21 protein-coding genes are annotated in these 23,404 nt (G+C 68.1%); 14 read left to right on the top strand and 7 right to left on the bottom strand.

Going from position 1 to position 23,404, the window contains the following annotated elements; genetic code table 11:
• Positions 1 to 344: 344 nt before the first annotated feature.
• Positions 345 to 2,666: a mechanosensitive channel protein gene (gene ybiO, locus FHR94_RS07335; protein ID WP_343064643.1), complete on the top strand. Its 2,322-nt coding sequence runs from the start codon at positions 345 to 347 to the stop codon at positions 2,664 to 2,666.
• Between the two features lie 80 nt (positions 2,667 to 2,746).
• On the opposite strand, the gene FHR94_RS07330 is transcribed toward ybiO, so the two are convergent.
• From FHR94_RS07330 to hemC, 4 genes are read right to left on the bottom strand one after another with little or no spacing between them, the layout of a single operon-like run.
• Positions 2,747 to 4,000 (bottom strand): heme biosynthesis HemY N-terminal domain-containing protein, encoded by a 1,254-nt coding sequence (locus tag FHR94_RS07330; RefSeq protein WP_183324972.1) that lies wholly within the window; start codon positions 3,998 to 4,000, stop codon positions 2,747 to 2,749.
• The gene (locus tag FHR94_RS07325; RefSeq protein WP_183324971.1) at positions 3,997 to 5,481 is read right to left on the bottom strand and encodes a uroporphyrinogen-III C-methyltransferase; all 1,485 of its coding nucleotides are present in this window, start codon (positions 5,479 to 5,481) and stop codon (positions 3,997 to 3,999) included. The genes FHR94_RS07330 and FHR94_RS07325 overlap by 4 nt, the downstream gene beginning before the upstream one ends.
• Positions 5,482 to 5,487: 6 nt before the next feature.
• Positions 5,488 to 6,282 carry a uroporphyrinogen-III synthase gene (locus FHR94_RS07320; RefSeq protein ID WP_183324970.1) on the bottom strand — a complete coding sequence of 265 codons (795 nt, stop codon included), beginning with the start codon at positions 6,280 to 6,282 and terminating at the stop codon, positions 5,488 to 5,490.
• On the bottom strand, positions 6,282 to 7,223 hold the full coding sequence (gene hemC, locus FHR94_RS07315) for a hydroxymethylbilane synthase (protein ID WP_343064642.1): 942 nt from the start codon (positions 7,221 to 7,223) through the stop codon (positions 6,282 to 6,284). The genes FHR94_RS07320 and hemC overlap by 1 nt, the downstream gene beginning before the upstream one ends.
• 246 nt (positions 7,224 to 7,469) lie before the next feature.
• Here hemC and argH point away from each other — a divergent pair, with 246 nt between their 5' ends.
• Genes argH through FHR94_RS07280 form a run of 7 tightly spaced genes read left to right on the top strand, consistent with a single transcriptional unit; the run spans position 7,470 to position 13,638 of the window.
• A complete protein-coding gene (argH, locus tag FHR94_RS07310; protein WP_183324969.1) occupies positions 7,470 to 8,912 on the top strand; it encodes an argininosuccinate lyase in 1,443 nt (480 codons plus the stop codon).
• Positions 8,912 to 9,052 carry an LPS translocon maturation chaperone LptM gene (gene lptM, locus FHR94_RS07305; RefSeq protein ID WP_183324968.1) on the top strand — a complete coding sequence of 47 codons (141 nt, stop codon included), beginning with the start codon at positions 8,912 to 8,914 and terminating at the stop codon, positions 9,050 to 9,052. The genes argH and lptM overlap by 1 nt, the downstream gene beginning before the upstream one ends.
• 2 nt (positions 9,053 to 9,054) lie before the next feature.
• The gene (gene lysA / locus FHR94_RS07300; protein WP_183324967.1) at positions 9,055 to 10,362 is read left to right on the top strand and encodes a diaminopimelate decarboxylase; all 1,308 of its coding nucleotides are present in this window, start codon (positions 9,055 to 9,057) and stop codon (positions 10,360 to 10,362) included.
• Entirely contained in the window at positions 10,362 to 11,195 is an 834-nt protein-coding gene (dapF, locus tag FHR94_RS07295) for a diaminopimelate epimerase (protein WP_183324966.1), read from the top strand. Before lysA ends, dapF begins: the two co-directional genes overlap by 1 nt.
• Positions 11,196 to 11,245: 50 nt before the next feature.
• A complete protein-coding gene (locus FHR94_RS07290; RefSeq protein ID WP_183324965.1) occupies positions 11,246 to 11,959 on the top strand; it encodes a DUF484 family protein in 714 nt (237 codons plus the stop codon).
• Between the two features lie 9 nt (positions 11,960 to 11,968).
• Complete coding sequence (locus FHR94_RS07285) at positions 11,969 to 12,901, top strand: tyrosine recombinase XerC (RefSeq protein ID WP_183324964.1); 933 nt, start codon at positions 11,969 to 11,971, stop codon at positions 12,899 to 12,901.
• Positions 12,898 to 13,638 (top strand): HAD family hydrolase, encoded by a 741-nt coding sequence (locus tag FHR94_RS07280; protein ID WP_183324963.1) that lies wholly within the window; start codon positions 12,898 to 12,900, stop codon positions 13,636 to 13,638. The genes FHR94_RS07285 and FHR94_RS07280 overlap by 4 nt, the downstream gene beginning before the upstream one ends.
• A 164-nt stretch (positions 13,639 to 13,802) precedes the next feature.
• On the opposite strand, the gene yihA is transcribed toward FHR94_RS07280, so the two are convergent.
• A complete protein-coding gene (gene yihA, locus FHR94_RS07275; protein WP_183324962.1) occupies positions 13,803 to 14,447 on the bottom strand; it encodes a ribosome biogenesis GTP-binding protein YihA/YsxC in 645 nt (214 codons plus the stop codon).
• Positions 14,448 to 14,687: 240 nt separating this feature from the next.
• Here yihA and FHR94_RS07270 point away from each other — a divergent pair, with 240 nt between their 5' ends.
• The 6 genes from FHR94_RS07270 to FHR94_RS07245 all read left to right on the top strand — a co-directional run bounded on the left by FHR94_RS07270 (position 14,688) and on the right by FHR94_RS07245 (position 20,271).
• Positions 14,688 to 15,308: a c-type cytochrome gene (locus tag FHR94_RS07270; protein WP_183324961.1), complete on the top strand. Its 621-nt coding sequence runs from the start codon at positions 14,688 to 14,690 to the stop codon at positions 15,306 to 15,308.
• A 173-nt stretch (positions 15,309 to 15,481) separates the two neighbouring features.
• Positions 15,482 to 16,114 carry a thiol:disulfide interchange protein DsbA/DsbL gene (locus tag FHR94_RS07265; protein ID WP_183324960.1) on the top strand — a complete coding sequence of 211 codons (633 nt, stop codon included), beginning with the start codon at positions 15,482 to 15,484 and terminating at the stop codon, positions 16,112 to 16,114.
• 1 nt (position 16,115) lies between these two features.
• Entirely contained in the window at positions 16,116 to 16,925 is an 810-nt protein-coding gene (locus FHR94_RS07260) for an endonuclease/exonuclease/phosphatase family protein (RefSeq protein ID WP_183324959.1), read from the top strand.
• Between the two features lie 133 nt (positions 16,926 to 17,058).
• Positions 17,059 to 17,619: a TRAP transporter small permease subunit gene (locus FHR94_RS07255; RefSeq protein ID WP_183324958.1), complete on the top strand. Its 561-nt coding sequence runs from the start codon at positions 17,059 to 17,061 to the stop codon at positions 17,617 to 17,619.
• Positions 17,619 to 19,022 (top strand): TRAP transporter large permease, encoded by a 1,404-nt coding sequence (locus FHR94_RS07250; protein WP_183324957.1) that lies wholly within the window; start codon positions 17,619 to 17,621, stop codon positions 19,020 to 19,022. Before FHR94_RS07255 ends, FHR94_RS07250 begins: the two co-directional genes overlap by 1 nt.
• A 151-nt stretch (positions 19,023 to 19,173) precedes the next feature.
• Positions 19,174 to 20,271, top strand: a complete 1,098-nt coding sequence (locus FHR94_RS07245) for a TRAP transporter substrate-binding protein (protein ID WP_183324956.1) — start codon at positions 19,174 to 19,176, stop codon at positions 20,269 to 20,271.
• Positions 20,272 to 20,335: 64 nt separating this feature from the next.
• On the opposite strand, the gene nuoN is transcribed toward FHR94_RS07245, so the two are convergent.
• Together nuoN and nuoM are read right to left on the bottom strand one after the other, a co-directional pair.
• Complete coding sequence (gene nuoN, locus FHR94_RS07240) at positions 20,336 to 21,796, bottom strand: NADH-quinone oxidoreductase subunit NuoN (protein WP_183324955.1); 1,461 nt, start codon at positions 21,794 to 21,796, stop codon at positions 20,336 to 20,338.
• Positions 21,793 to 23,337, bottom strand: coding sequence for an NADH-quinone oxidoreductase subunit M (nuoM, locus tag FHR94_RS07235; RefSeq protein ID WP_183324954.1), 1,545 nt, complete (start codon positions 23,335 to 23,337; stop codon positions 21,793 to 21,795). Before nuoM ends, nuoN begins: the two co-directional genes overlap by 4 nt.
• Positions 23,338 to 23,404 lie beyond the last annotated feature (67 nt).

Raw genomic sequence — 23,404 nt, 5'->3', positions numbered from 1 at the left:
GGGCGTGCAGGGAACTTTCACCCCCAAGTCATCCCGAGGCACCACCCTCGGGAACAGCGCCAGTCAGGCGCTGCGCGCCATGCCTGGCGCACCACAAAAAAACGCCATCCAGTTGGATGGCGCAAGGGGGTACAGGCTTGCCTGCCGGGAGCGCCCTCGCACTCCGCTTGGGCATGTCACCCTCAACATGACACAATCGGACATCACTGTATAGCTCGTGTACACTTTTTGGCCATGGGCACCGGCGCATGGCCTGACTCGTGCTAGTCTGCCGGGGGCCGTATGATGATCCCGGCCGATGCCCCTCACCCCTCGCATCCACGCCAAGAGACGGAGGTCACCGCGTGAACTCACCGCGAATCCTTTCCCTGGTCATCGGGTGGCTGATCCTTGCCCTGACGGCGATCGCCCCCCCGGCCATGGGCCAGCAGGCCGATACCGGCGGCGACCCGCCGGCCTACGCCACCCTGGCCGACCTGCTCGAGAACCCCGAGACGCGCCAGCAGCTGATCGACCAGTTGCGCGGCCTGGCCGAGGCGTCCGGTGCCGAGGCCGCGCAGACGGCCGAGGAAACCGCTGCCGAGCCATCGCTGCCGCGACAGCTGGCCGAGCTGACCAGCCGCATCGTCGGCGACATCGGGACCCAGTTCGAGAACCTCCTCGGGGTGATCGGCTCGCTGTTCAGCGGCGGGCTCGGCGAGGACGGCTTCGACATGGCCGCCTTCCTCGAGGCCGCCATCAACCTGGGCCTGGTGATCCTGGCCACCTTCGTGCTGTTCACCATCGTGCGCCGCCTGGCCAAGCCCCTGTTCACCCGCATCAGCCAGTGGTCGCTGACCGGCAAGGGCCTCACCCCGGTGCTACGACTGGTGCTCTGCGTGGCCCTGGCCGCGCTGATCGACGTGCTGGTGGTCGCCCTGGCCTACGTGGGCGGCAACCTGATCGCCACCTTCGCCATCGGCGAAACCGGCGCGCTGTCGACCCGGGCCTCGCTGTTTCTCAACGCCTTTTTGGTGATCGAGCTGCTCAAGGCGGGGGTGCGCATGCTGTTCTCATCCCGCTACGAGGGGCTACGCCTGCTGCCTATCGGCGCCGCGGATGCCTCCTACTGGAACCGCTGGATCGCCCGGCTGATCGGCCTGGTGGGCTATGGCCTGATGGTGGTGGTGCCGCTGATCAACGCCTACCTGACGCCGACCTTGGGCCAGAGCGTCGGCACCCTGATCATGATTGCCGCCTTCATCTACGCGGTGGCGGTCATCCTCAGGAACCGTACCCGCATCCGCGATGGCCTCAACCACAAGGCCGCGCAGACCACCATGGCCGCCAGCCGGGTCTCGCTGCAGCTGTTCGCGCGCACCTGGCACCTGTTCGCCCTGGCCTACTTCGTGGTGGTGCTGGTGCTCACCCTGACCCGGCCGGCAGACGCCCTGCCCTTCGTGCTCGTCGCCACCCTCCAGACCCTGGCCGCGGTGATCGTCGGCATGCTGCTTTCCCGCCTGCTGACCCAGACTATCGGCCGGCGCATCCGGCTCTCCGACGACCTGCGTCGCAAGCTGCCGCTGCTCGAGCCACGCCTGAACAGCTACGTGCCCAATGCCCTGCGCGTGATCCGCGCCCTGATCCTGATCGCGGTGGTGATGATCGTGCTGAGCGCCTGGGGCGCCTTCGACCTGGCCGCCTGGTACGCCTCCGAGGCAGGCCGCGGCCTGATCGGCAAGACCATCAGCGTGGCCGTGATCCTGGTGATGGCCGCGGCGCTCTGGCTGGGCCTGGCCAGCCTGATCGAACACAAGCTCAACCCGGAGACCGGTGGCGGCGTGCCCTCGGCCCGGGCCCAGACCCTGCTGGCGCTGTTCCGTAATGCCCTGGCCATCGCCCTGATCACCATGACGGCGATGATCGTGCTGGCCGAGATCGGCATCAACATCGGCCCGCTGATCGCCGGTGCCGGGGTGCTCGGCCTGGCCATCGGCTTCGGCGCCCAGAAGCTGGTGCAGGACATCATCACCGGCATCTTCATCCAGGTGGAGAATGCCATGAACACCGGCGATGTGGTCACGGTAGGCGGCATCACCGGCACCGCCGAACGCCTCAGCATCCGTTCGGTAGGCATCCGCGACCTGTCCGGCACCTACCACATCGTGCCCTTCTCCAGCGTGGACACCGTGTCCAACTACATGCGCGAATTCGGCAACCATGTCGGCGAGTACGGCATCGCCTACCGCGAGAGCATCGACGAGGCCATCGAGCAGCTCAAGCTGGCCTTCGAGGACCTCAAGGCCAGCGAGGAGCATGGCCACAAGCTGCTCGAACCCCTCACCGTCGCGGGTGTCACCGCCCTGGCCGACAGCTCGGTAAATATTCGGGTGGTCATCAAGACCACGCCCGGCGACCAGTGGGCCGTGGGCCGCGCCTACAACCGCCTGGTCAAGCTGCGCTTCGATGACGCCGGCATCGAGATTCCCTTCCCCCACACCACGCTCTACTTCGGCGAGGACAAGGCCGGCCGGGCGCCGGCGGCCAACGTCCGGGTGCTGGAGCCGGCGAGGCGACCGCAGCGTGCCAGTGCAGTCATGGCGGACGATCGCCACGCGGATATCGAGCACATCGCGGACGCCTCGCATCACAAGCCGGACAGTGACGACGTCGACGAGGTGACGTGATCGCCACACCCTGCACCCCATGACGAGCAAAGGGGGCGCCGGATGGCGCCCCCTTGGTCGGCGGCGGAGAAGGAACCGACTCAGGCCGTCTTCGGCGTGGCCGCCGGCTGGGCCTTTTCCTCCTCGGCAGGCTGCGGCAGGGCCGGCAGCGACTTGTCAAGCAGCTCCACACTCTGACGATAGTAGAGCTGGCTCTTCTGGTGCTCGCCCAGGTTGGCATAGAGGCGGGCCAACTCGGCACAGACCACCCCGCTGGGACGCTGGCGCTGGCTCGCCTCGAAGTACTCCTGGGCCTTGCCCCAGTAGGCGTTGCGCAGCGAGAGGCGCCCCAAGGTGAGCAACAGGTCGGGGTCGTTGGGTCGCTCCTGCAGCCACTTCTCGGCGGTGACCAGCTGACGGGCGGCATCCACGTCGAGCAGGCCATAGCGCAGGACCAGCCGGCTATCCCAATGCTCCTTGAGGGAGTGACGCAGCAGCCGCTCGGCGACGCCCTCCTCGTGGCCCCGCACCAGCGCCTCGGCATACAGCACGATCAGATCGGTATTGGTGCGCAGGTGCTCGGGCATGTCCGCCCAGAGGTTGCGGACGCGCTCGATGTCGCCGGGCTGACGCGCCTCCTGGCCGATCAGCTCCCGGTAGGCGCGCAGCTCCAGCTGTTCACGCTCTTCCGGGGAGATCAGCTGCTGGGCGCCCAGGCGCGGCATCAGGCGACGCAGGCCCTCCCAATCGCTGACGCTCAGGTAGGCCTGCTTGAGTTGCTTGAGCACCTGCGGGTGATTGGGCAGATGACGGTCGAGGCGCGTGAGGATCGCCAGCGCCTCCTCGTACTGCTGGCGGTCCAGCATCAGCTGAGCCTGCACCATGCCCACGGCCGTGTCGGCCCCCTCCGTGCTCAGGTGAGCCCGCTTGAGCAGGTTGTCGGCCTGCTCGTAGCGACCCTGGTAGTGGGCCGCCAGGGCCGCAGAGAGGTAGTTGACCAGCGGCGTACTGGAGTCGTCGGCGGCCTTGACCAGTGACTTCTCGGCGCGCTTCCAGCGCCCTTCGGCCAGCGCCACCAGCCCACGCACGGTGCGCTTCATGGCGGTACGGTTGCGGGCCCGGCTGTTCCATACCTTGAAGCGCGAGACCGGTCGCGTCAGGCGCATCAACAGCCGCAGCACGAAATGGACCACCACGAAGACGGCCAACAGCAGGACCAGGCCGAACCAGAAGGACGTCTGGAAGGAGGTATCGCCCACGCGCACCAGCCAGTAGCCGGGCACCGACATCATCAGCTGGCCGAGCAGGGCGCCAAGCGCGAGCCCCACGACCACGATCAGGATCAGCTTTCTCATGCGTCGTCTCCCTGGCCACCATTGCCTTGGCCGTCACCCCGGCTCTCGAAGCGACGCTCGATGAAGGACGCCAGCGCCTGCTGGGAGCCGCTGATGTCGGGCAGTTCGGGGCGGATGCGCTTCTGCTTGAGCTCCTCGAGACGCGCGATCACCGACTGCACCCCCTCGCTGGAAGTATCGTAGTAGCCCCGGATCAGGGTCAGCGCCTTGTCGAGGCTGGCCTGGTACAGCTCGGTCTCCTCCTTCAGCAGCGCCAGCTGGGCCTGCTCGAGGACCAGGCGCACGCTCTGACGCAGGTAGGATTCCTGCTCCGGCGAGATCAGTGCCTCAAGGGCCTGGTCGTGCTGGCGCACGGTGACCAGTTCCTTGAGCTCCTCGCCGAAACGCGCCAGCTGCTGTTGCCAGCCCCCGGAGGGCGCCTCCTCGAGGGCGGCTTCCTCGGCGGTCATCTCCTCGATGTCCTGGGCCAGCGGCAGACCGGCCAGCTGTTCCTGCTGGGCATTGAGGGCGAGGTAAACGCCGGTGCGGTCGACGTTCGGCACCGCTTCCAGCGCCGCCAGCTCGGACGCGATCTCGCGGCGCACCGGCATCAAGGCGGGGTTGTCGGCCTCGCGCAGGCGCTCATCGGCGGTGCGCAGCAAAGCGGCGGCGCCTTGAACATCACGCTCGAGCCGCAGGCGTTGATTGGCCAGACGCAGCAGGTAGGCGGCCTCGGCATGCAGCCACTCACGCTCATCGGTCTGCTGCTGGCGGGAGAGCTCGTCGAGCACCTTATCGAGGGTCTGGTTCACGCTCTCGCGATAGTCGGTGAAGTCATCACGCACCGAGGAGATGGCCTCATCGATCGCCGCCCGGCGCTCGCTCTCGGCGCTCGACAGCTGCTGGCGCAGATCGCCGAGGGCCGACTGATCGACCACCTGGTCGGGCAGGGCGGCGAGCCGCTGCTGCTGGGCCTGCAACCGCTGCCAGGCCTGCCAGCCGAACAGGGCGACGCCGAGGGCCAGCAGGATCACCAGCACCAGCGCCACGACACCGGCCTTGCCGCCTCTGCCACCGCGCCCCCCTTGGCCGGAGGTGGAGCCCCCCCGGCCCCCGGTACCGCCCGTTGACGAGGGCTTGCTGTCGCCGGAGGAAGATGACGCGGTGCCGGACGACTTGTCGGCAGCGCCCGGGGACGCCTTGTCGTCGCCCGCCTCGCGGCCACCCGCGGCCGGCTTGCCTGGCGTCTGCTGGCCACCGGCGACCTTGCCGCTGGCCGCTTCGGAGGCCTGGGAATCAGCGATGGCAGACGTGCTTGACGGACGCTCGCCAGAGGAGGCCGCACGTCCCTTGTCCCGTCGGCGCGAGCGCCGTGAGGCGCCACCGGACGAGCGTCCGGCATCCGCCTTCGACTGACCGCCGGCGCCCTCCGCATCAGCGCCGCCCTGGGCCTTGCCGGAAGGCGTCTGCTGTTCGTCCTGATCGTTTGATTGATTGCTCATCTGTCGCTAGCCCTTTTCGAGATCGTCATGATCGACATCGGCCTCCTCCGGGTCGCCGGCCCTGGCCACCGCAGCCGCCAGGGCGACGGGTGTGGCCCCCGACGCCACGACGGGGAAACGAAATCCCTGTTGGCCGGCCAGTGTAGCCAACCGCCGGCTCGAGACGATTAGCGGTTGGTTCAAGGCGGCCTCTGTACACCATCTTGCCAGATGTTCGAGGATTTCTCCGCTACTCACCACGAGGGCCCGGTACGCCCCCGCCTCGAGCCGTTGGCGGTCGGCCGGCGAAGGCGGCCTTGTCACCCGGCGGTAGACCGCCAGGCGGGTCAGTCGGGCGCCCCGGGCGGCCAGGGTATCCGCCAGCAGGGAACGTCCGCCCTCGCCGGCCACCAGCAGCACCCGCTCGCCCGCCGGGGCCTTCAGGGAAGGCAGCGCGAGCAGGGCCTCGCTGGTGTCCTCGCCGTCCGCCGGCGGCACGTGCACCCGGACGCCCAGGTGGTGATGCAGGGTCGCCGCCGTGGCGGCCCCTACCGCATAGTAGTCGACCCCCACCGGCAGCTGCGGCCAGTAGCGGTCCAACGCGTCGGCGAGACACTCGGCGGCGAAGGGGCTGACCACCACCACCCGCCGGAACTGGTCGAGATCCAGCCAGGCCATGCGCATCGCCGGCGTCTCCGGCAGGGGCACCAGCTCCAGCGGCTCGAGGCGCACGACGCGAAAGCCGTGCGCCTCGATGGCCGCAGCCAGGGCCCTCGCGCGCTTGCCCGGGCGCGTGATCAGTACCGGTAGCTCCTCGCTCATCAATCGGCGCCGTAGACCTCGGCGAGGATGTCCCCGGCGCCTTGGTCGAGCAGTTCCTCGGCCACCCGGATACCCAGCGCCTCGGGCTCGTAAATCGAGCCGCGCCCCTCGGCCCGCAGCACCTCGGTCCCGTCGGGGTTGCCGACCAGGGCGCGCAGCCACAGAGTCTGGCCGTCATCCTCGTAGATCGCATGGCCGGCGATGGGTACCTGGCAGCCCCCCTCGAGGCGGGTGTTCATGGCGCGCTCGGCGCGCACCCGGGTGGCGGTGATCTCGTCATCCAGCGGCGCCAGCAGGGCGATCAGGTCGGCATCGTGCATGCGACACTCGATCCCTAGCGCCCCCTGACCGCAGGCCGGCAGGCAAATCTCGGGCGGCAGCTCCATGGTGATGCGGTCATCGAGCCCCAGCCGTCGGAGGCCGGAGGTGGCCAGCAGGATGGCATCGAACTCGCCGTCGTCGAGCTTGCCCAGGCGGGTCTGGACATTGCCGCGCAGGGTCAGGACCTCGAGGTCGGGACGCGCCTCGCGCATCTGCAGGCCACGGCGCAGGCTCGAGGTGCCGATGCGGGCCCCCTCGGGTAGTTCGTCCGGGCTGGCGTAGTGGTGGGAGATGAAGGCGTCGGTGGGCTCGGCCCCCTCGAGGATCACCGACAGCCCCAGGCTCTCCGGAAAGTGCATCGGCACATCCTTCATGGAGTGCACGGCGATGTCGGCCCGCCCGTCGAGCATCGCCTCCTCGAGCTCCTTGACGAACAGCCCCTTGCCGCCGACCTTGGCCAGCGGCGTATCGAGAATCTTGTCGCCGCGGGTGGCCATGGCCACCAGCTCCACCTTCAAGCTGGGGTGGATCGTCATCAGGCGGTCACGGACGTGTTCGGCCTGCCACATGGCCAGTTGACTCTTGCGCGTGGCGATACGCAGCGTATGAATGGGTTGCACGAGGTTCTCCCGGTACCGGTTCGCTTGCACATGACGCCCGTCACGCCGGCGCCTGGTGAAGACATGGATGATCCTCATCATAAAGCACCTCGCAGATCAGGAAAAATCGCCGCGCCCGGCCGCCAGGTGCAGGGGTCGCCCCTCGCCAGCCAACGGGACTCTGGTACACTTTCCGCCATGTCCCGTGCAGCATGCCGGCCCCGCCGGCTGTCACTTACCCTACCGTCATGCAGGATATCCCGCCCGATGAGCTCACGTCCGACGAGTACAGGTCCGACGAATACCAGTACCAACCAGTCCTGGGGGGGCCGCTTCAGCGAGCCCACCGATGCCTTCGTCGAACGCTTCACCGCCTCGGTCGACTTCGACCGGCGCCTCGCCCTGCACGACCTCCAGGGTTCCGTGGCCCATGCCACCATGTTGGCCCGAGTCGGCGTGCTGACCGACGAGGAGCGCGACGCCATCATCGAGGGGCTCGGTGAGATCCGCGGCGAGATCGAGCGCGGCGAGTTCGCGTGGTCCGTGCGGCTCGAGGACGTGCACATGAACATCGAGGCACGGCTCACCGACAAGATCGGCATCACCGGCAAGAAATTGCACACCGGTCGCTCGCGCAACGATCAGGTGGCCACCGACATCCGCCTCTACCTGCGTGACGAGATTGACGTGGTCGGCGCCGAGCTGGCGCGGCTGCGCGAGGGGCTGATCATGCTGGCCGACCGCGAGGCCGACACCATCATGCCCGGCTTCACCCACCTGCAGACCGCCCAGCCGGTGACCTTCGGCCACCACCTGCTGGCCTGGCAGGAGATGCTGGCCCGTGACCACGAGCGGCTGCTCGACTGCCGCAAGCGCGTCAATGTGCTGCCGCTGGGCGCCGCGGCACTCGCTGGCACCACCTACCCCATCGACCGCCACGTGACCGCCGAGCTGCTGGGCTTCGAGCGCCCGGCCGAGAACAGCCTCGACGCGGTCAGCGACCGGGACTTCGCCATCGAGTTCACCGCCTTCGCCAGCATGCTGCTGATGCACCTGTCACGGATGAGCGAGGAGCTGGTGCTGTGGACCAGCGCCCAGTTCGCCTTTATCGACCTGCCCGACCGCTTCTGTACCGGCTCCTCGATCATGCCGCAGAAGAAGAACCCCGACGTGCCGGAACTGGTACGCGGCAAGACCGGCCGGGTCTATGGCCACCTGATGGGCCTGCTGACGCTCATGAAGTCCCAGCCGCTGGCCTACAACAAGGACAACCAGGAGGACAAGGAGCCGCTGTTCGACACCCTGGATACCGTCAAGGGCTGCCTGCGTGCCTTCGCCGACATGGTGCCGGCCATCGAGGCCAAGGCCGGCAACATGCAGGAAGCGGCGCGCCAGGGCTTCTCCACCGCCACCGACCTGGCCGACTACCTGGTGCGCAAGGGCGTGGCCTTCCGCGATGCCCACGAGATCGTCGGCCAGTCGGTGGCCTTCGGCATCAAAGAGAGCAAGGACCTCTCCGAGATGAGCCTGGCCGAGCTCAGGCAGTTCTCCGACGTCATCGACGAGGACGTCTTCGCGGTGCTGACCCTGGAGGGCTCGGTGGCCACCCGCAACCATATCGGCGGCACCGCCCCCGATCAGGTGCGGGCGGCCGCCCAGCGGGCCCGTGACGCCCTGGCGGCCCTGTCTTCCCGTGAGGGCCAGGGCTGATGCGCCGACGCCTCCTGGCGGCCCTGGCGCTGGCCCTGGCGCTGGCCGGCTGCGGCCAGAAGGGCCCGCTCTATCTGCCCGACGACGAGGCGGCGGCCGACCGCTACGGCGCCCCGGAGACCACCGAGGACGAGAACTAGGCATGGATCATTTCAACTACCGCGACGGGGTACTCTACGGCGAGGACATTCCCCTGACCCGGGTAGCCGACGAGTTCGGCACCCCTTGCTACGTCTATTCCAAGGCGACCCTGGCCCGGCACTTCCGCGCCTATACCGAGGCGCTGGGCGGCCATCCGCACCTGATCTGCTACGCAGTGAAGGCCAACTCCAACCTGGCGGTGCTGGGCCTGCTGGCGCGCCTGGGGGCCGGCTTCGACATCGTCTCCGTGGGCGAACTCGAGCGGGTGCTGGCCGCCGGCGGCGACCCGGCGAAGGTGGTGTTCTCCGGGGTCGCCAAGCAGGCAGGCGAGATGGCCCGCGCCCTGGAAGTCGGCATCAAGTGCTTCAACGTGGAGTCGCGCCCTGAGCTTGAGCGCCTGAATGCCGTGGCCGGACGCCTCGGCACGGTGGCGCCGGTGTCGCTGCGGGTCAACCCGGACGTCGACGCCGGCACCCACCCCTACATCTCCACCGGCCTCAAGGACAACAAGTTCGGCATCCCGGTGGACGAGGCGCTGGCGGTCTACACCCACGCCGCCGGACTGGATCACGTGCGCATCGTCGGCCTGGACTGCCATATCGGCTCGCAGCTCACCGAGCTTGCCCCTTTCCTGGATGCCCTGGACCGCCTGCTGATGCTGCTCGAGCGCCTGCGCGAGCAGGGCATCGAGGTCGAGCACCTGGACCTCGGGGGGGGCCTCGGAGTGCCCTATCACGACGAGCATCCGCCAGCCCCCTTCGACTACGCCACCGCCCTGCTGGAACGACTGGCCCAGTGGCCGGGCAGCGAGCGGCTGACCCTGCTGTTCGAGCCGGGTCGTTCCATCGCCGCCAACGCCGGGGTGCTGCTGACCCGGGTCGAGTTCCTCAAGCCCGGCGAGACCAAGAACTTCGCCATCGTCGACGCGGCCATGAACGACCTGATCCGGCCCGCGCTCTATCAGGCCTGGCAGGCGATCCTGCCGGTGGATACCCGCCGCCCCCGGGAGACCGGTACCTTCGACGTGGTCGGCCCGGTCTGCGAGACCGGTGATTTCCTGGGCAAGGACCGTGAGTTGGCCATCGCCGCCGGCGACCTGCTGGCGGTACGCTCCGCCGGCGCCTACGGCTTCGTGATGGCCTCGAACTACAACAGCCGACCACGCCCGCCCGAGGTGATGGTCGACGGCGAACGGGTCCATCTGGTGCGACGCCGCGAGCCCCTCGAAGCGCTGTGGGCCGGCGAGGCGCTGCTCCCGGATGACGAGGCGACGGCGCCCGACGCGGCGGCGCCCGGAGAGACATCCTGATGCTGCTGCACTTCACCAAGATGCATGGGCTCGGTAACGACTTCATGGTCGTCGACCTGATCACCCAGCGGGCCCGGCTGGACGCCCCCCGAATACGCGCCTTGGCCGACCGGCGCTTCGGCATCGGCTTCGACCAGCTGCTGGTGGTCGAACCACCGCGAGACCCGGACATGGACTTCCGCTACCGGATCTTCAATGCCGACGGCAGCGAGGTGGAGAACTGCGGCAACGGGGCACGCTGCTTCGCCCGCTTCGTGCGCGACCAGCGCCTGACCCACAAGCGCGAGATCCATGTCGAGACCGCCGGCGTCCCGCTGACCCTGGCCGTCGGGTCCGACGGCCAGGTCACGGTGGACATGGGCCGGCCTCGCTTCGCCCCGGCCGAGGTGCCCTTCGAGGCCGAGGAGGACCGCGTCCTTCACCCCCTGACGGTGGACGGTCAACCCCTCGAGGTCGGCGTGGTGTCGATGGGCAACCCCCATGCCGTGCTGCGGGTCGATAACGTAGACAGTACGCCGGTGGCGATCCTCGGGCCGGCCATCGAGGGGCATCCGCGCTTTCCCAGGCGCGTCAATGTCGGCTTTATGCAGGTCGTTTCTCGCCATGAGATACGCTTGAGAGTCTATGAACGTGGCACCGGGGAGACCCTAGCCTGTGGTACCGGGGCCTGCGCGGCCGTGGCCTCCGGCATCCGCCAGGGGCTGCTGGAGAGCCCGGTCACCGTCCACCTGCCCGGCGGCGACCTGACCATCGAGTGGGCCGGCGGCGAGACCCCGCTGACCATGACCGGTCCCGCCGAGCGGGTCTTCGATGGCCGGGTTGCCCTGAACTGAACGTTCCCCCATCCGCGCGTGCCTGAGGCCAGACCCAAGGAGAACAGCGCATGAACCGAGCCGCCCCCGAGCCACGCAAGACCCTGGACCCGGATGTCGTGGCCCAGTGGCTGGCCCGTCACCCGGACTTCTTCGTCGGTCGCGAGGGCCTGCTTCAGCAGCTCAAGCTGCCGCATCCCGACACCCAGGGCACCACCTCGCTGCTGGAGCGCCTGGTCCGCGACCTGCGCCACCGTGCCGAGCAGGCCGAGTGGCGCCTCGAGCAGCTGCTGGAGTCGGCCCGCCATAACGAGGCCCAGTATCGCCGCACCCGGGAACTGGTACTGGCGCTGCTCGAGGCCGAGGACAACGATGCCCTGGGCCAGGCGCTGGCCACCCAGATGAGCGAACGCTTCCACACCCCCGCGGTGGCGCTGTGGTGCCCGGCGCGCCTCAGCGACCCGGAACCGCACCCGCCCCAGCCCCCCCGTCAGGTCCTCGACGACCACGCCGCGCGACGCCTGGCCGCCCTGCTCGATGGTCGCGCCAGCCGCTGTACCCGGCTCACGCCCACCGACTGGAAGCGACTGCTGCCTCATGCGCCGGCCCCCGACCAAGCCGGCTCCTGTGCCCTGGCGCGGCTGACCCTGGGCGAACCGCTGGGCTACCTGGTGCTGGCCAGCCACGACCCGGACCACTTCCGCGCCAGCCTGGATACCCTGTTCACCGAGTACCTGGGTGACGTGGTGACCCGGCTGCTGGTCCGCCTGGCGCCCCATGAGTAAGACGTCCTGATGAGTAAGACGCCCTGCCTTGACTCACCGCTGAGCGCCGAGGTCGAGACCTTCCTGGCCGAGCTGGCGCGCACCGCCCGTCCGGCCACGGTGGCAGCCTATCGCCGGGACCTCGCGGCCCTGGTCGCCTTCCTCGACCGCCAGGGCCTTACGACCTGGTCGGGTCTGGACGTCGGACTGCTGCGCCGCTTCCTGGGCAGCGAGCGTGTCCGGGGGCTGGCGCCCCGCAGCCTGGCCCGGCGGCGGGCGGCACTGTCGCGGTTCATCGGCCGGCTGGTCGAGGCCGGCACCCTGGCCCACAACCCGGTGAGCCTGACCCGCTCGCCGCGTCTGCCCCGTCACCTGCCCAAGCCGCTGGACGTGGACCGCCTGGTCCGCTTCCTCGATATCCCCCACGACGGCTCCCCCCTGGCCCGGCGCGACCAGGCCATGTTGGAGCTCTTCTACTCCAGCGGCCTGCGCCTGGCCGAACTGGCGGCCCTGGACCTCAGCGACCTGCAGAGCCATCGCGTCCGGGTGCTGGGCAAGGGCGGCAAGCCCCGCCAGGTGCCGGTAGGACGCCGCGCCCGGTCGGCCCTGGACGCCTGGCTCGCCGTGCACGGCACCCTGGCCGGCCAAGGCGAAGCGGCACTGTTCGTCGGCAACCGCGGCCACCGTCTGGGCCATCGCGCCATCCAGAAACGGCTTGCCGAACTGGCCAGGCGACGGGGGCTCGACGAGCACCTGCACCCGCACCGGCTGCGTCACTCCTTCGCCAGCCACCTGCTGGAATCGAGCCAGGACCTGCGCGCCGTCCAGGAGCTGCTGGGGCATGCCGACCTGGCCACGACCCAGGTCTATACTCACCTCGACTGGCAGCACCTGGCGGCGAGCTACGACGCCGCCCACCCGCGGGCCCGGCGGCGCCGCGACGATGACGAGGCGCCGCCATGAAGCTCGAGGCGATCACCTTCGACCTGGACGACACCCTGTGGGACAACGGCGGGGTGATGGCGCGTACCGAGGAAGGTCACTACGGCTGGCTCGATGCGGCCTTGGGCACCTGGCTGGCCGAACGCGGCGAGCAACACCTGGGGCGCTTCGCCGAGCGCATGCCGCTGACGACCTACCAACATCGGCGTCGCGAGCTCGCCGAGTGCCACCCGCTGCGCCGCGGCGACTTCAGCTGGCTGCGTGAGCGCGCCCTGACGGAACTGCTGGAGGCGTTTGGGCTGCCGAGAAGCGCGGCCCGCCTGTGGGCGGCGAATGCCATGGCGCGCTTCCATGCTCTGCGTCTGGAGGTCACACCGCACCCGGAAGTGGAGCCAATGCTCACCGAACTGGGGCGGCACTACCGACTCGGCTCCATCACCAACGGCAACCTGGCCTTCCACCGCCTGGCACTGAGCCGGCACTTCGCGGTGACCATCGCCGCCGGCGAGATGCACGCCCCCAAGCCGGATGCACGGCCCTTCCTGGCGGCCTTGTCCCGCCTGGGCACCTCCCCCACACGGGCGCTGCATGTCGGCGATTCTTGGAAGGAGGACGTGATGCCGGCCCTGCGCCTGGGGATGCAGGCCGCCTGGATCGCCCCGGACACGCCGCATGGCGCGCCGCTGCCCGAGGGCGCCCATCGTCTGCGCCATGTCCGTGAGCTGCCCGGCCTGCTCAAGCGGCTGGAACGGGACTAGCCTTCGAGTCCGGTAGGTCAGGTAAGCGACAGCGCACCTGACATCGCTCCCAGCCCGGCGCCGACCCTGGTAGATGCGCTGGCGCTTATCTACCCTACGGCGGCATCCGCGAGGGTCCGGTGCCAATCCCCTAGGTCGTGGTTGCGTCAGCGCACCTGACACCCCTAGTCGGCGGGGATCTCCGCCAACAGCCAGTCGTCGAGACGCCGATGCACCTCCTCGATGCCCTGCTTCTTGAGGGCGGAGAACAGCTGGATCGTCACTAGGTCCTCCCACTCACGCAGCCGCGCGCGGACCTGCTGAAGGGCCGCCTTCGCCGCCCCCGACTTCAGCTTGTCGGCCTTGGTCAGCAGGACATGCACCGGCATGTCCTGGTCGTCGGCCCAGCCCAGTAGGGTCTGGTCGAACTCGGTGAGCGGATGGCGTACGTCCATCACCAGCACCAGGCCGCGCAGCGACGCCCGCCGCCGCAGGTAGTCGGCCAGGTGTCGCTGCCATTCCAGCTTTACCTGCTCGGGCACCTTGGCATAGCCGTAGCCGGGCAGGTCGACCAGCCGGTGCTGGGTATCCTCACCCAGGGCAAAGAAGTTGATCAGCTGGGTGCGGCCGGGGGTCTTGGAGGTGCGAGCCAGCGCCTTCTGGCGGGTCAGGGCATTGATGGCACTGGACTTGCCGGCGTTGGAGCGCCCGGCGAAGGCCACCTCGGCGCCGGCGTCCGCGGGACAGCCGGCCAGAGTCGGGGCACTGGTGAGGAAGCGGGCGGTCGGGTAATTGAGACGCGTGCTGGGCGAAGCGCTGAGTCGCGACATGGCGGGAGGTCCTGGCAATGATCGGTGGCGCCCCGGCTTGCATTCCCGCGGCACGGGTGTTTGGTTATAATGCAGTGTCTTTTGTCTGCGACCCGGGGCGCGCAAGTATATCACCGAGCTTCCGCCGGCAGCGACCGACCCTGCCGCGGCGATGACGTCCCGCCGCAGGGAGGCCCGGCCAGTCCCGGGCGTCACCCGGGGTACGTACCGGTAACCATGTAACGGCATAGTGGAATAGCGATGAGAAAGCTACTGGCAAGCCTGGCAATCACCATGGGCGCCGTGGGCGCCGCCCACGCCGACCTGCAGTCGGAAGCCGACGCGGCGGCGGGGCGCGAGAAGGCGCAGGCCTGCGCCGCCTGTCACGGCCAGGAAGGTATCAGCCCCTCCGGCGCCTTCCCCAACCTGGCTGGCCAGCAGGCCTCCTACCTGGCCAAGCAGATCATGGACATCCGGGACGGCAACCGCATGGTGCCGCAGATGGCCGGCCAGGTGGACGACTTCTCCGACCAGGACGCCTGGGACGTGGCCAAGTACTTCGCCGAGCAGGAACCGGCCCTGGGCCAGGCCGATCCCGACGAGGCGCTGGTCGAGCATGGCCGCGAGCTCTACCGGGCCGGTGACATGGCCAAGGGTATCCCGGCCTGTGCCGCCTGCCACACCCCGACCGGCCAGGGGATCGGCACCGCGGTCTATCCGGCACTCTCGGGCCAGCATCCCGAGTACACCGTCAGCACGCTGCAGGCCTTCGCCGCTGGCGAGCGCGCCAATGACCCTGCCGCGATCATGCGTGACATCGCTTCCAAGATGAGCGACCGCGACATGGAAGCTGTGGCCAACTACGTGCTGGGCCTGCACTAATCGCCAGGGTCGCCACGATCGGGCGGGAGCATCAGGCGAGGGCGGACCGGGGCCGCCCTCGTCGTCTGCCAGCGGGGAACCCCCGCCGGCCTACGGACTCCAAGCCAGCGGCGCGGGACCTGCCCCGCCGGTATCCTGTTTTCTTCAAGGCTGATTCAAGGAGCGTTTCTTCCATGTTCAAGTCCCTGATGGCGGCCGTGGCCGGCCTCGGTCTGTCCACCCTCGCCTTTGCCGACCCGGTGGTGGAAGGCCAGCACTATACGGTGCTCGACGCGCCGGTGGAGACCCAGGTCGACGCCGGCCAGATCGAGGTCACCGAAGCCTTCTGGTACGGCTGCCCCCACTGCTACAACCTGGAAGACCCGCTCAATGCCTGGGTCGCCGACCAGCCCGAGGACGTCGCCTTCCAGCGCATGCCGGCGACCATGGGCGGGGCTTGGAACCAGCATGCCCTGGCCTTCTACGCGGCCCAGGAACTGGGCATCCTCGACGCGGTCCACGACGACTTCTTCCATGCCATCCATGAGGAGAACCGTTCGCTGACCGAGATCGACGAGATCGCCGCCTTCTTCAGCGACTACGGCGTCAGCGAGGAGGAGGCCCGCGAGGCGCTGTCCTCCTTCGGCGTCAAGGCGAAGGTCAACCAGGCCCATGCCCGGATGCGCGACATGCAGCTGATGGGCGTCCCCGCCCTGATCGTCGACGGCCATTATGTGGTCACCCCGAGCAGCGCCGGCAGCCTGGCCAACATGCCGCAGATCGCCGGTGCCCTGGTGGAGAAGGTGCGTGAGGAGCGCGCAGACTGAGATGACGTCGTCGCTGGCCGAGGCCAGGTGGCCGAAGCACCCGACCGACCACCTGCGCCTGCTGACTTTCAACCTGCAGGTGGGGATCCAGACTTCGGCCTACCATCATTACCTGACGCGCAGCTGGCAGCACCTGCTGCCGCACCGCGGACGGCTCAAGCGCCTCGAGATGATGAGCGAGGTGATGGGACGGTTCGACATCGTCGGCCTCCAGGAGGTCGACGGTGGCAGCTTCCGCTCCGGCCGGGTCAATCAGGTGGAGTACCTCGCCAGCCACGCCGGCTTTCCCCACCATTACCAGCAGCTCAACCGTAACCTGGGCCAGATGGCCCAGCACAGCAATGGCCTGCTGTCGCGACTGCGTCCGGCACGCATCGAGGAACATCGCCTGCCCGGCACCCTGCCGGGACGCGGCGCCATTCATGCGCGCTTCGGCGAGGGACCGGATGCCCTGCATGTGTTCGTCGCCCACTTGGCCCTGAGCCATCGCGGCCGGGTACGCCAGCTGAACTACCTCAGCGAGCTCATCACCCCGCTGCACCATGTGGTGGTGATGGGCGACCTCAACTGCACGCCCGAGCAGTTGCATGCCCACTCGCGCTTTCGCGATGCCCTGTCGCTGCATCCGGTGCGCCCACCGCTCAGCTACCCTTCCTGGCAGCCCCGCCGCGCGCTGGACCACATCCTGCTGTCGAACTCACTTCAGGCCGATGAGGTCAAGGTGCTCGATCACCTCTTCTCCGACCACTTGCCGATCGCCGTCGACATCCACCTGCCCGAGGCGTGTCGCGCCACCCTGGCTCCCCGCTGATACCCCCAATACTCGCCATCAACGGTCGAAGGCGACTACCGTATAGGTAGCGTTGACCCGGCCAGCGTCCCGCGGCGTGATGCCGTGCGACCATGGCCGACCTCGATTCGCCCCGACCCACAGCGAGGCTCCCATGTCCCCTTCACATGAGCTCCCTGGGCTTTTGGCCAGGCTCGACGGTTTCTCGGAGTGGCTCGGCCGCAGCCTCTCCTGGCTGGTCCTGGTGATGATGCTGATCCAGTTCCTGATCGTGGTGATGCGCTACGCCTTCAACGTCAGCAGCATCCCCATGCAGGAATCGGTGATGTACATGCATGCCATGGTCTTCATGCTGGCGGCAGGCTATACCCTCAAGCACGACGGCCATGTTCGGGTGGACATCTTCTACCGGGCCATGCGCGCGAAGCGCAAGGCGCTGGTCGACCTTTGCGGTACCCTCTTCCTGCTGCTGCCGGTGATGGTCTTCGTGATCCTGTCGAGCCTCGGATACGTGGGCAAGTCCTGGCGCATCTTCGAGGGCTCGCCAGAGTCCGGCGGCATCCCCGGCGTCTTCCTGCTCAAGACCCTGATCCCTCTGTTCGCCGGCCTGATGCTCTTGCAGGCGCTGGTCGAGGTGGCGAAGAACATCATGGTGCTGACCGGACGACTCACCACGGCCCCCCATGAGGACGAACCCCACGAGGAGCGCCTGTGATGCTGGAGTTCATGCCGCTGGTGCTGTTTGCCGTCATCTGCCTGGTGCTGATGGCCGGCTATCCCGTCGCCCTGTCGTTGGCCGGTACCGCCCTGCTCTTCTCCGGCCTCGGGCTGGGCCTGGAAGCCATGGGCATCGACGCCCACTTCGATAGCGGCTTCCTGTCGGCCTTCCCCAACCGCCTCTACGGCATCATGACCAACCAGACGCTGCTCGCCGTGCCGCTATTCGTGCTGATGGGGGTGCTGCTGGAGAAGTCGAAGGTCGCCGAGACCCTGCTCGAGGCCATGTCCCTGCTGTTCGGCTCGCTGCGTGGGGGCCTGGGCATCTCGGTGACCCTGGTCGGCATGCTGCTGGCGGCCTCCACCGGCATCGTCGGCGCCACCGTGGTGACCATGGGCCTGATGTCGCTGCCGACCATGCTCAAGCGCGGCTACAGCATGCCGCTCGCCACCGGCACCATCTGTGCCACCGGCACCCTGGGCCAGATCATCCCGCCGTCCATCGCCCTGGTGCTGCTGGGTGACGTGCTCTCCTCGGCCTACCAGCAAGCCCAGCTGGCCATGGGCATCTTCAGCCCCAAGACGGTCTCCGTGGGCGATCTGTTCATGGGCGCCCTGGTGCCCGGCCTGCTGCTGGTGGTGTTCTACATCGCCTATGTCACGCTCATCGCCTGGCTCAAGCCCAGCGCCGCCCCGGCCATCGACCGTCAGGACCTGATGGCCGAGCTCGGCCACGAGGGAGGCCTGGGCCTTTTGCTGCTCAAGGGCCTGGTGCCGCCGATCGTGCTGATCATCGTCGTACTGGGCTCGATCCTGGGCGGCTTCGCCACGCCCACCGAGGCCGCGGCGGTGGGGGCCTTCGGCGCCCTGATGCTGGCCCTGGCCTATCGCCAGTTGGACCTGTCCACCCTCAAGGACGTGCTGCGCTCCACGGTCCATGTCACCACCATGGTGTTCTTGATCCTGATCGGTGCCGCGCTGTTCTCACTGGTGTTCCGGGCCTACGGCGGCGAGGAACTGGTCACCGAGGTCTTCGAGAACATGCCGGGCGGCGTGATCGGGGCGACGCTGGTGGTGATGCTGGTGATCTTTTTGCTCGGCTTCATCCTCGACTTCATCGAGATCACCTTCGTGGTGGTGCCGATCGTCGGGCCGATCCTGCTCGCCATGGGGCTGGACCCCATCTGGCTGGGCATCATGATCGCCATCAACCTGCAGACCTCCTTCCTCACGCCTCCCTTCGGTTTCGCCCTCTTCTACCTGCGCGGGGTGGCGCCCGACTCGGTGCCCACCTCGTCCATCTACCGGGGGGTGATCCCCTTCATCGTGCTACAGCTCGGCATGCTGCTGGCACTCGCCTGGTTCCCCGGGCTCGCCACCTGGCTACCGGACCAGTTCTGAGCACAGCGTGGAATCCCGACTGCCGGCTCACTGGCATCGGCCGTCTATAGTGACTCCACAGGGAACTTGACGGGAGGGCACATGGCCCTCCCCTGCCGACCGGCCCCACCGCGGGCCACTTCCCACAAGGCACACAACGAGAGGGAATCGTATGCAACCGAAAGCACTCGCCATGGCCGTCAGCGGTGCCGCCGCCGGCCTGATGCTGGCCGCGGGGACCGTCCAGGCCCAGGAAACCTTCGAATGGAAGCTGGTAACCTCCTGGCCGAAGAACTTCCCCGGCGTCGGCCAGGGGCCTGAGCGCCTCTCCACGCTGGTCGAGGAGATGTCCGACGGGCGCCTGACCATCGAGGTGTTCGGGGCCGGCCAGCTGGTACCGGGCTTCGAGGTCTTCGATGCCGTCGCCGAAGGCACCGCCGAGATGGGGCACTCCGCCTCCTACTACTGGAAGGGCAAGGCCCCGGCCGCCCAGTTCTTCGCCGCCGTGCCCTTCGGCATGAACGCCCAGGAGATGAACGCCTGGCTGCACTACGGCGGTGGCCTGGAGCTGTGGAACGAGCTCTATGAGCCCTTCGGCGTGAACGTCATGGCCGCCGGTGCCTCCGGCGTGCAGATGGGCGGCTGGTTCAACAAGGAGATCAATTCCGTCGACGACCTCGATGGGCTCAAGATGCGCATGCCGGGGCTCGGCGGCGAGGTCATGAGTCGTATGGGCGTGGCCATCGTCACCATGCCGGGCGGCGAGATCTTCACCTCCCTGCAGTCCGGTGCCATCGACGCCACCGAGTGGATCGGTCCCTACAACGACCTGGCCTTCGGCCTGCATCAGGCGGCCGACTACTACTACTATCCAGGCTGGCACGAACCGACGGTGATGTTCGAGGCGCTCATCAACCAGGAGGCCTGGACCTCGCTGCCCGATGATCTGCAGGCGATCCTGCGAACCGCGGTGCGTGACGTGAATGCCGACGTGCTCGATGAGTACACCGCCCGCAACAACGACGCCCTGCAGACCCTGCTCGAGGAGCATGACGTGGAACTGCGCCGCCTGCCGGACGATGTCCTGACCCAGGCCAAGGAGCATTCGGAGGCGGTGGTCACGGAACTCGCCGAGTCCAGTGACATGGCCGGCAAGATCCACGAGTCCTATCGTGCCTTCCAGGACAAGGTCGTGAACTACCACGCCATCTCCGAGCAGGCCTACTACAACGCCCGCAACCCCGAGGGCGGCCCTACCACCGCCGAGTGATCGCCTGACCGCCACCGGGCCGGTTGCCCGGTGGCGTTTCCCCTGCTGCGTCTCGGCGGTGCCCTCAGCCGCCGGCCAGCACCCCGATACTCCGCACCCACGCGATCATCGGGGCCGGATAGATTCCCAGCACGATCACCAGCGCGGCCGCCCCCAGCACCACCACGCCACCGGCCTGGACCGCCCAGTTCTCGGGCGCGTCACGCCGCTGCATGCCGGCCTCGGCGAGAAACAGCGTGACCATCACCCGCAGATAGTAGAAGAGCCCGATGGCACTGCCCACGATCACCGCGCCGACCAGCCACCAGCGTTCAGCCTCGACGCCCAGGGCGATGATGTAGAACTTGCCGATAAAGCCGGCGGTGAAGGGGATCCCCGCCATCGACAGCAGGGTGATCGTCAGTACCGCGGTCAGGTAGGGACGCCGCCAGAACAGCCCGCGATAATGGTGCAGGCCCGCCGCATCCGTGCCGCCCGAGCCGGCAACATGGGGACTGGAGATCAGCGTGACCACCCCGAAGGCGCCCAGGGTGGTGAGCAGGTAGGTCACCAGGTAGACACCGGAGGCCTCGATCGACAGGCCGTCGCCGATCACCAACGCGGTGAGCAGATAGCCGAAGTGGGCGATCGACGAATAGCCCAGCAGACGCTTGAGGTTCGACTGAGTCAGGGCCAGCAGATTGCCGACCAGCATGGTGAGAATCGCCAGCACCGCCAGCACGTTGTGCAGCCAGCCATCCTCGAAGGCCGGGGCCGCCACCACCAGACGCAACAGCACGACGAAGACGGCCACCTTGCTGGCCGAGGCCAGGAAGGTGGCCGCCGGCCCCGGCCCCCCCTCGTAGACGTCCGGCGTCCACATGTGAAACGGCACCACCGAGAGCTTGAAGCCCAGCCCCATCAGCATCAGGGCCGCCCCGGCCAGCCCCCAGGCGCCGATGTCGCCGCCGAGACGCGCGGCCAGCCCGGCGAAGTCCAGGTGGCCGGTCTCGGCATACAACAGTGCCATGCCGAACAGCAGGAAGGTGGTCGCCGCGGCCGACAGCACCAGATACTTCACACCCGCCTCGAGGGAGCGGCGCTCGCCATAGACATAGGCCAGCATGCCGTAGAGCGGTATCGACAACAGCTCCAGGCCAAAAAACAGCGTCGCCAGGTGCGTACTGGCCGACAGCACCATGCCGCCGGCCGTGGCACACAGCAGCAGCAGGTAGAACTCCTCGCGGGGGCCGGTGTGGTGCACCAGGTAGGCATGCGCCAGGGTCGCGCAGGCCAGCGCCGCGACCAGGATCAGCACCGCGGCGAAGATCGCCAGGCCGTCGATCGCCAGCATCGGTGCCGCCAGCGGCGCCATGCGCCCCACGCCGATCAGCGACAGCAGGGCCAGGTTGAGGCCCACCACGGTGACGATGGCGATGCCGGTGTGGTGGCGTCGCCAGGCGATCGCCAGCATCACCAGGATGGCCGTGGTGCAGACCAGGATCGGCGGTGACAGGGCCAGCAGGTGCGTCGCGGTCAGCGTCATGGAATCCCCATCGGCAGAATGGTCGACTGTGAAACGGCACCGAACAGGCGCTGCACCTCGCCCATGGCCGCCCCGGTGGTATCCAGCAGGGGCTGAGGATAGAGCCCGAACAGCAGCACCAGCCCCAGCAGCGCCAGCAGCATCACGTACTCGCGCTGGTCGAGGTCGGCGAAGATTCCCTCCCCCTGCGGCGGGCCGAAGTACACCCGCTGCATCAGCAGCAGGGAATAGATCGCCGCCAGCACCAGGCCGACGCTGGCGATCACCACCACCCAGGGAGCCACCGGGAAGCTGCCGAACAGGATCAGGAACTCGCCCAGGAAGTTGGCGGTTCCCGGCATGCCCAGCGAGGCGGCAACGAAACACAGCGAGAAGCCCGGCAGGCTGCCCAGGCGTCCCCAGAGGCCTCCCATCTCGCGCATGTCACGGGTGTGCAGACGCTCGTAGAGCTGTCCGCTGAGAATGAACAGCCCCGCCGCCGAGAAGGCGTGAGCCACCATCATCAGCACCACCCCCTGCAGGGCCAGCTGGGTACCGGCGTAGATGCCGATCAGCACGAATCCCATGTGGGCGATGCTGGTATAGGCGATCAGTCGCTTGATGTCCTGCTGGCCGCAGGCCAGCAACGCGCCATAGAAGATGCCGATCAAGCCCAGGGTCATGGCCACCGGCGCGAAGGCCTGAGAGGCCTCGGGAAACAAGGGCAGGGCGAAGCGCAGCATGCCATAGGCCGCAGTCTTGAGCAGGATGCCCGCCAGGTCGACGCTGCCCGCGGTGGGGGCCTGGGCGTGGGCATCGGGCAACCAGCCATGCACCGGCACCACCGGCAGCTTGACGGCAAAGGCGACGAAGAAGCCCAGCATCAGCCACATTGCCGTGGACTCGGAGAGCGGCGTCTGCATCAGCGTGGCGTAGGCGAAGGTGTACTCGCCGGTATGGGCGTGATGGACGAACACCAGGCCGAGGATCGACACCAGCATCAACAGCCCGCTGGCCTGGGTGTAGATGAAGAACTTGGTCGCCGCCCGGATGCGGGTGCGTCCTTCCGAGCCGCTGTGCCCCCAAAGCGCGATCAGGAAGTACATCGGCACGAGCATCATTTCCCAGAAGAAGAAGAACAGGAAGAGGTCGATGGCCAGGAACACCCCGACCACCCCGCCGAGGATCCACAGCAGGTTGAGATGGAAGAAGCCGACGCGGCGCACGATCTCGTGCCACGAGCAGAGCACCGCCAGCACGCCCAGAAAGCCGGTCAGCGCGATCAGCACCAGGGACAGGCCATCGAGCGCCAGGTGCACCTCGATGCCGAAACGCGGGATCCAGGCCACGCGCCACTCCATCGACCAGCGCAGCGCCTCGCCGGCCATGCCGACATTGCCCAGGTGATAGTCCCCATGGAACCACAGCCCCAGCGTGATCGCGAGTTCGATCAGCATCGTCGCCAGCGCGATCCAGCGCGGCGGCAGATCACCGAAGCGGTCTGCCTGCCAGCACAGCAAGCCCCCGATGAAGGGGATCAGGATCAGCCAGAACAGCGTCATAGGCGATGCCTTCCCTGTCGTTGAAAGATCGGCGCCGCTGGCCCGTCGGCGGGGGGCGGCGGCTTCA

The sequence above is a fragment of the Halomonas cerina genome, assembly GCF_014192215.1.
Classification (GTDB): domain Bacteria; phylum Pseudomonadota; class Gammaproteobacteria; order Pseudomonadales; family Halomonadaceae; genus Halomonas; species Halomonas cerina.
This window is presented reverse-complemented; position numbering and strand designations above follow the sequence as displayed.

Excerpts from the sequence above, each read along its gene's own strand:
- lptM (WP_183324968.1), top strand. The coding sequence starts at position 8,912 with ATGCGCCGACGCCTCCTGGCGGCCCTGGCGCTGGCCCTGGCGCTGGCC.
- yihA (WP_183324962.1), bottom strand. The coding sequence starts at position 14,447 with ATGTCGCGACTCAGCGCTTCGCCCAGCACGCGTCTCAATTACCCGACC.
- dapF (WP_183324966.1), top strand. The coding sequence starts at position 10,362 with ATGCTGCTGCACTTCACCAAGATGCATGGGCTCGGTAACGACTTCATG.
- FHR94_RS07245 (WP_183324956.1), top strand. The coding sequence starts at position 19,174 with ATGCAACCGAAAGCACTCGCCATGGCCGTCAGCGGTGCCGCCGCCGGC.
- FHR94_RS07265 (WP_183324960.1), top strand. The coding sequence starts at position 15,482 with ATGTTCAAGTCCCTGATGGCGGCCGTGGCCGGCCTCGGTCTGTCCACC.
- nuoM (WP_183324954.1), bottom strand. The coding sequence starts at position 23,337 with ATGACGCTGTTCTGGCTGATCCTGATCCCCTTCATCGGGGGCTTGCTG.
- FHR94_RS07255 (WP_183324958.1), top strand. The coding sequence starts at position 17,059 with ATGTCCCCTTCACATGAGCTCCCTGGGCTTTTGGCCAGGCTCGACGGT.
- FHR94_RS07325 (WP_183324971.1), bottom strand. The coding sequence starts at position 5,481 with ATGAGCAATCAATCAAACGATCAGGACGAACAGCAGACGCCTTCCGGC.
- nuoN (WP_183324955.1), bottom strand. The coding sequence starts at position 21,796 with ATGACGCTGACCGCGACGCACCTGCTGGCCCTGTCACCGCCGATCCTG.
- FHR94_RS07290 (WP_183324965.1), top strand. The coding sequence starts at position 11,246 with ATGAACCGAGCCGCCCCCGAGCCACGCAAGACCCTGGACCCGGATGTC.
- FHR94_RS07320 (WP_183324970.1), bottom strand. The coding sequence starts at position 6,282 with ATGAGCGAGGAGCTACCGGTACTGATCACGCGCCCGGGCAAGCGCGCG.
- argH (WP_183324969.1), top strand. The coding sequence starts at position 7,470 with ATGAGCTCACGTCCGACGAGTACAGGTCCGACGAATACCAGTACCAAC.
- lysA (WP_183324967.1), top strand. The coding sequence starts at position 9,055 with ATGGATCATTTCAACTACCGCGACGGGGTACTCTACGGCGAGGACATT.
- FHR94_RS07330 (WP_183324972.1), bottom strand. The coding sequence starts at position 4,000 with ATGAGAAAGCTGATCCTGATCGTGGTCGTGGGGCTCGCGCTTGGCGCC.
- FHR94_RS07270 (WP_183324961.1), top strand. The coding sequence starts at position 14,688 with ATGAGAAAGCTACTGGCAAGCCTGGCAATCACCATGGGCGCCGTGGGC.
- FHR94_RS07285 (WP_183324964.1), top strand. The coding sequence starts at position 11,969 with ATGAGTAAGACGCCCTGCCTTGACTCACCGCTGAGCGCCGAGGTCGAG.
- FHR94_RS07260 (WP_183324959.1), top strand. The coding sequence starts at position 16,116 with ATGACGTCGTCGCTGGCCGAGGCCAGGTGGCCGAAGCACCCGACCGAC.
- FHR94_RS07250 (WP_183324957.1), top strand. The coding sequence starts at position 17,619 with ATGCTGGAGTTCATGCCGCTGGTGCTGTTTGCCGTCATCTGCCTGGTG.
- FHR94_RS07280 (WP_183324963.1), top strand. The coding sequence starts at position 12,898 with ATGAAGCTCGAGGCGATCACCTTCGACCTGGACGACACCCTGTGGGAC.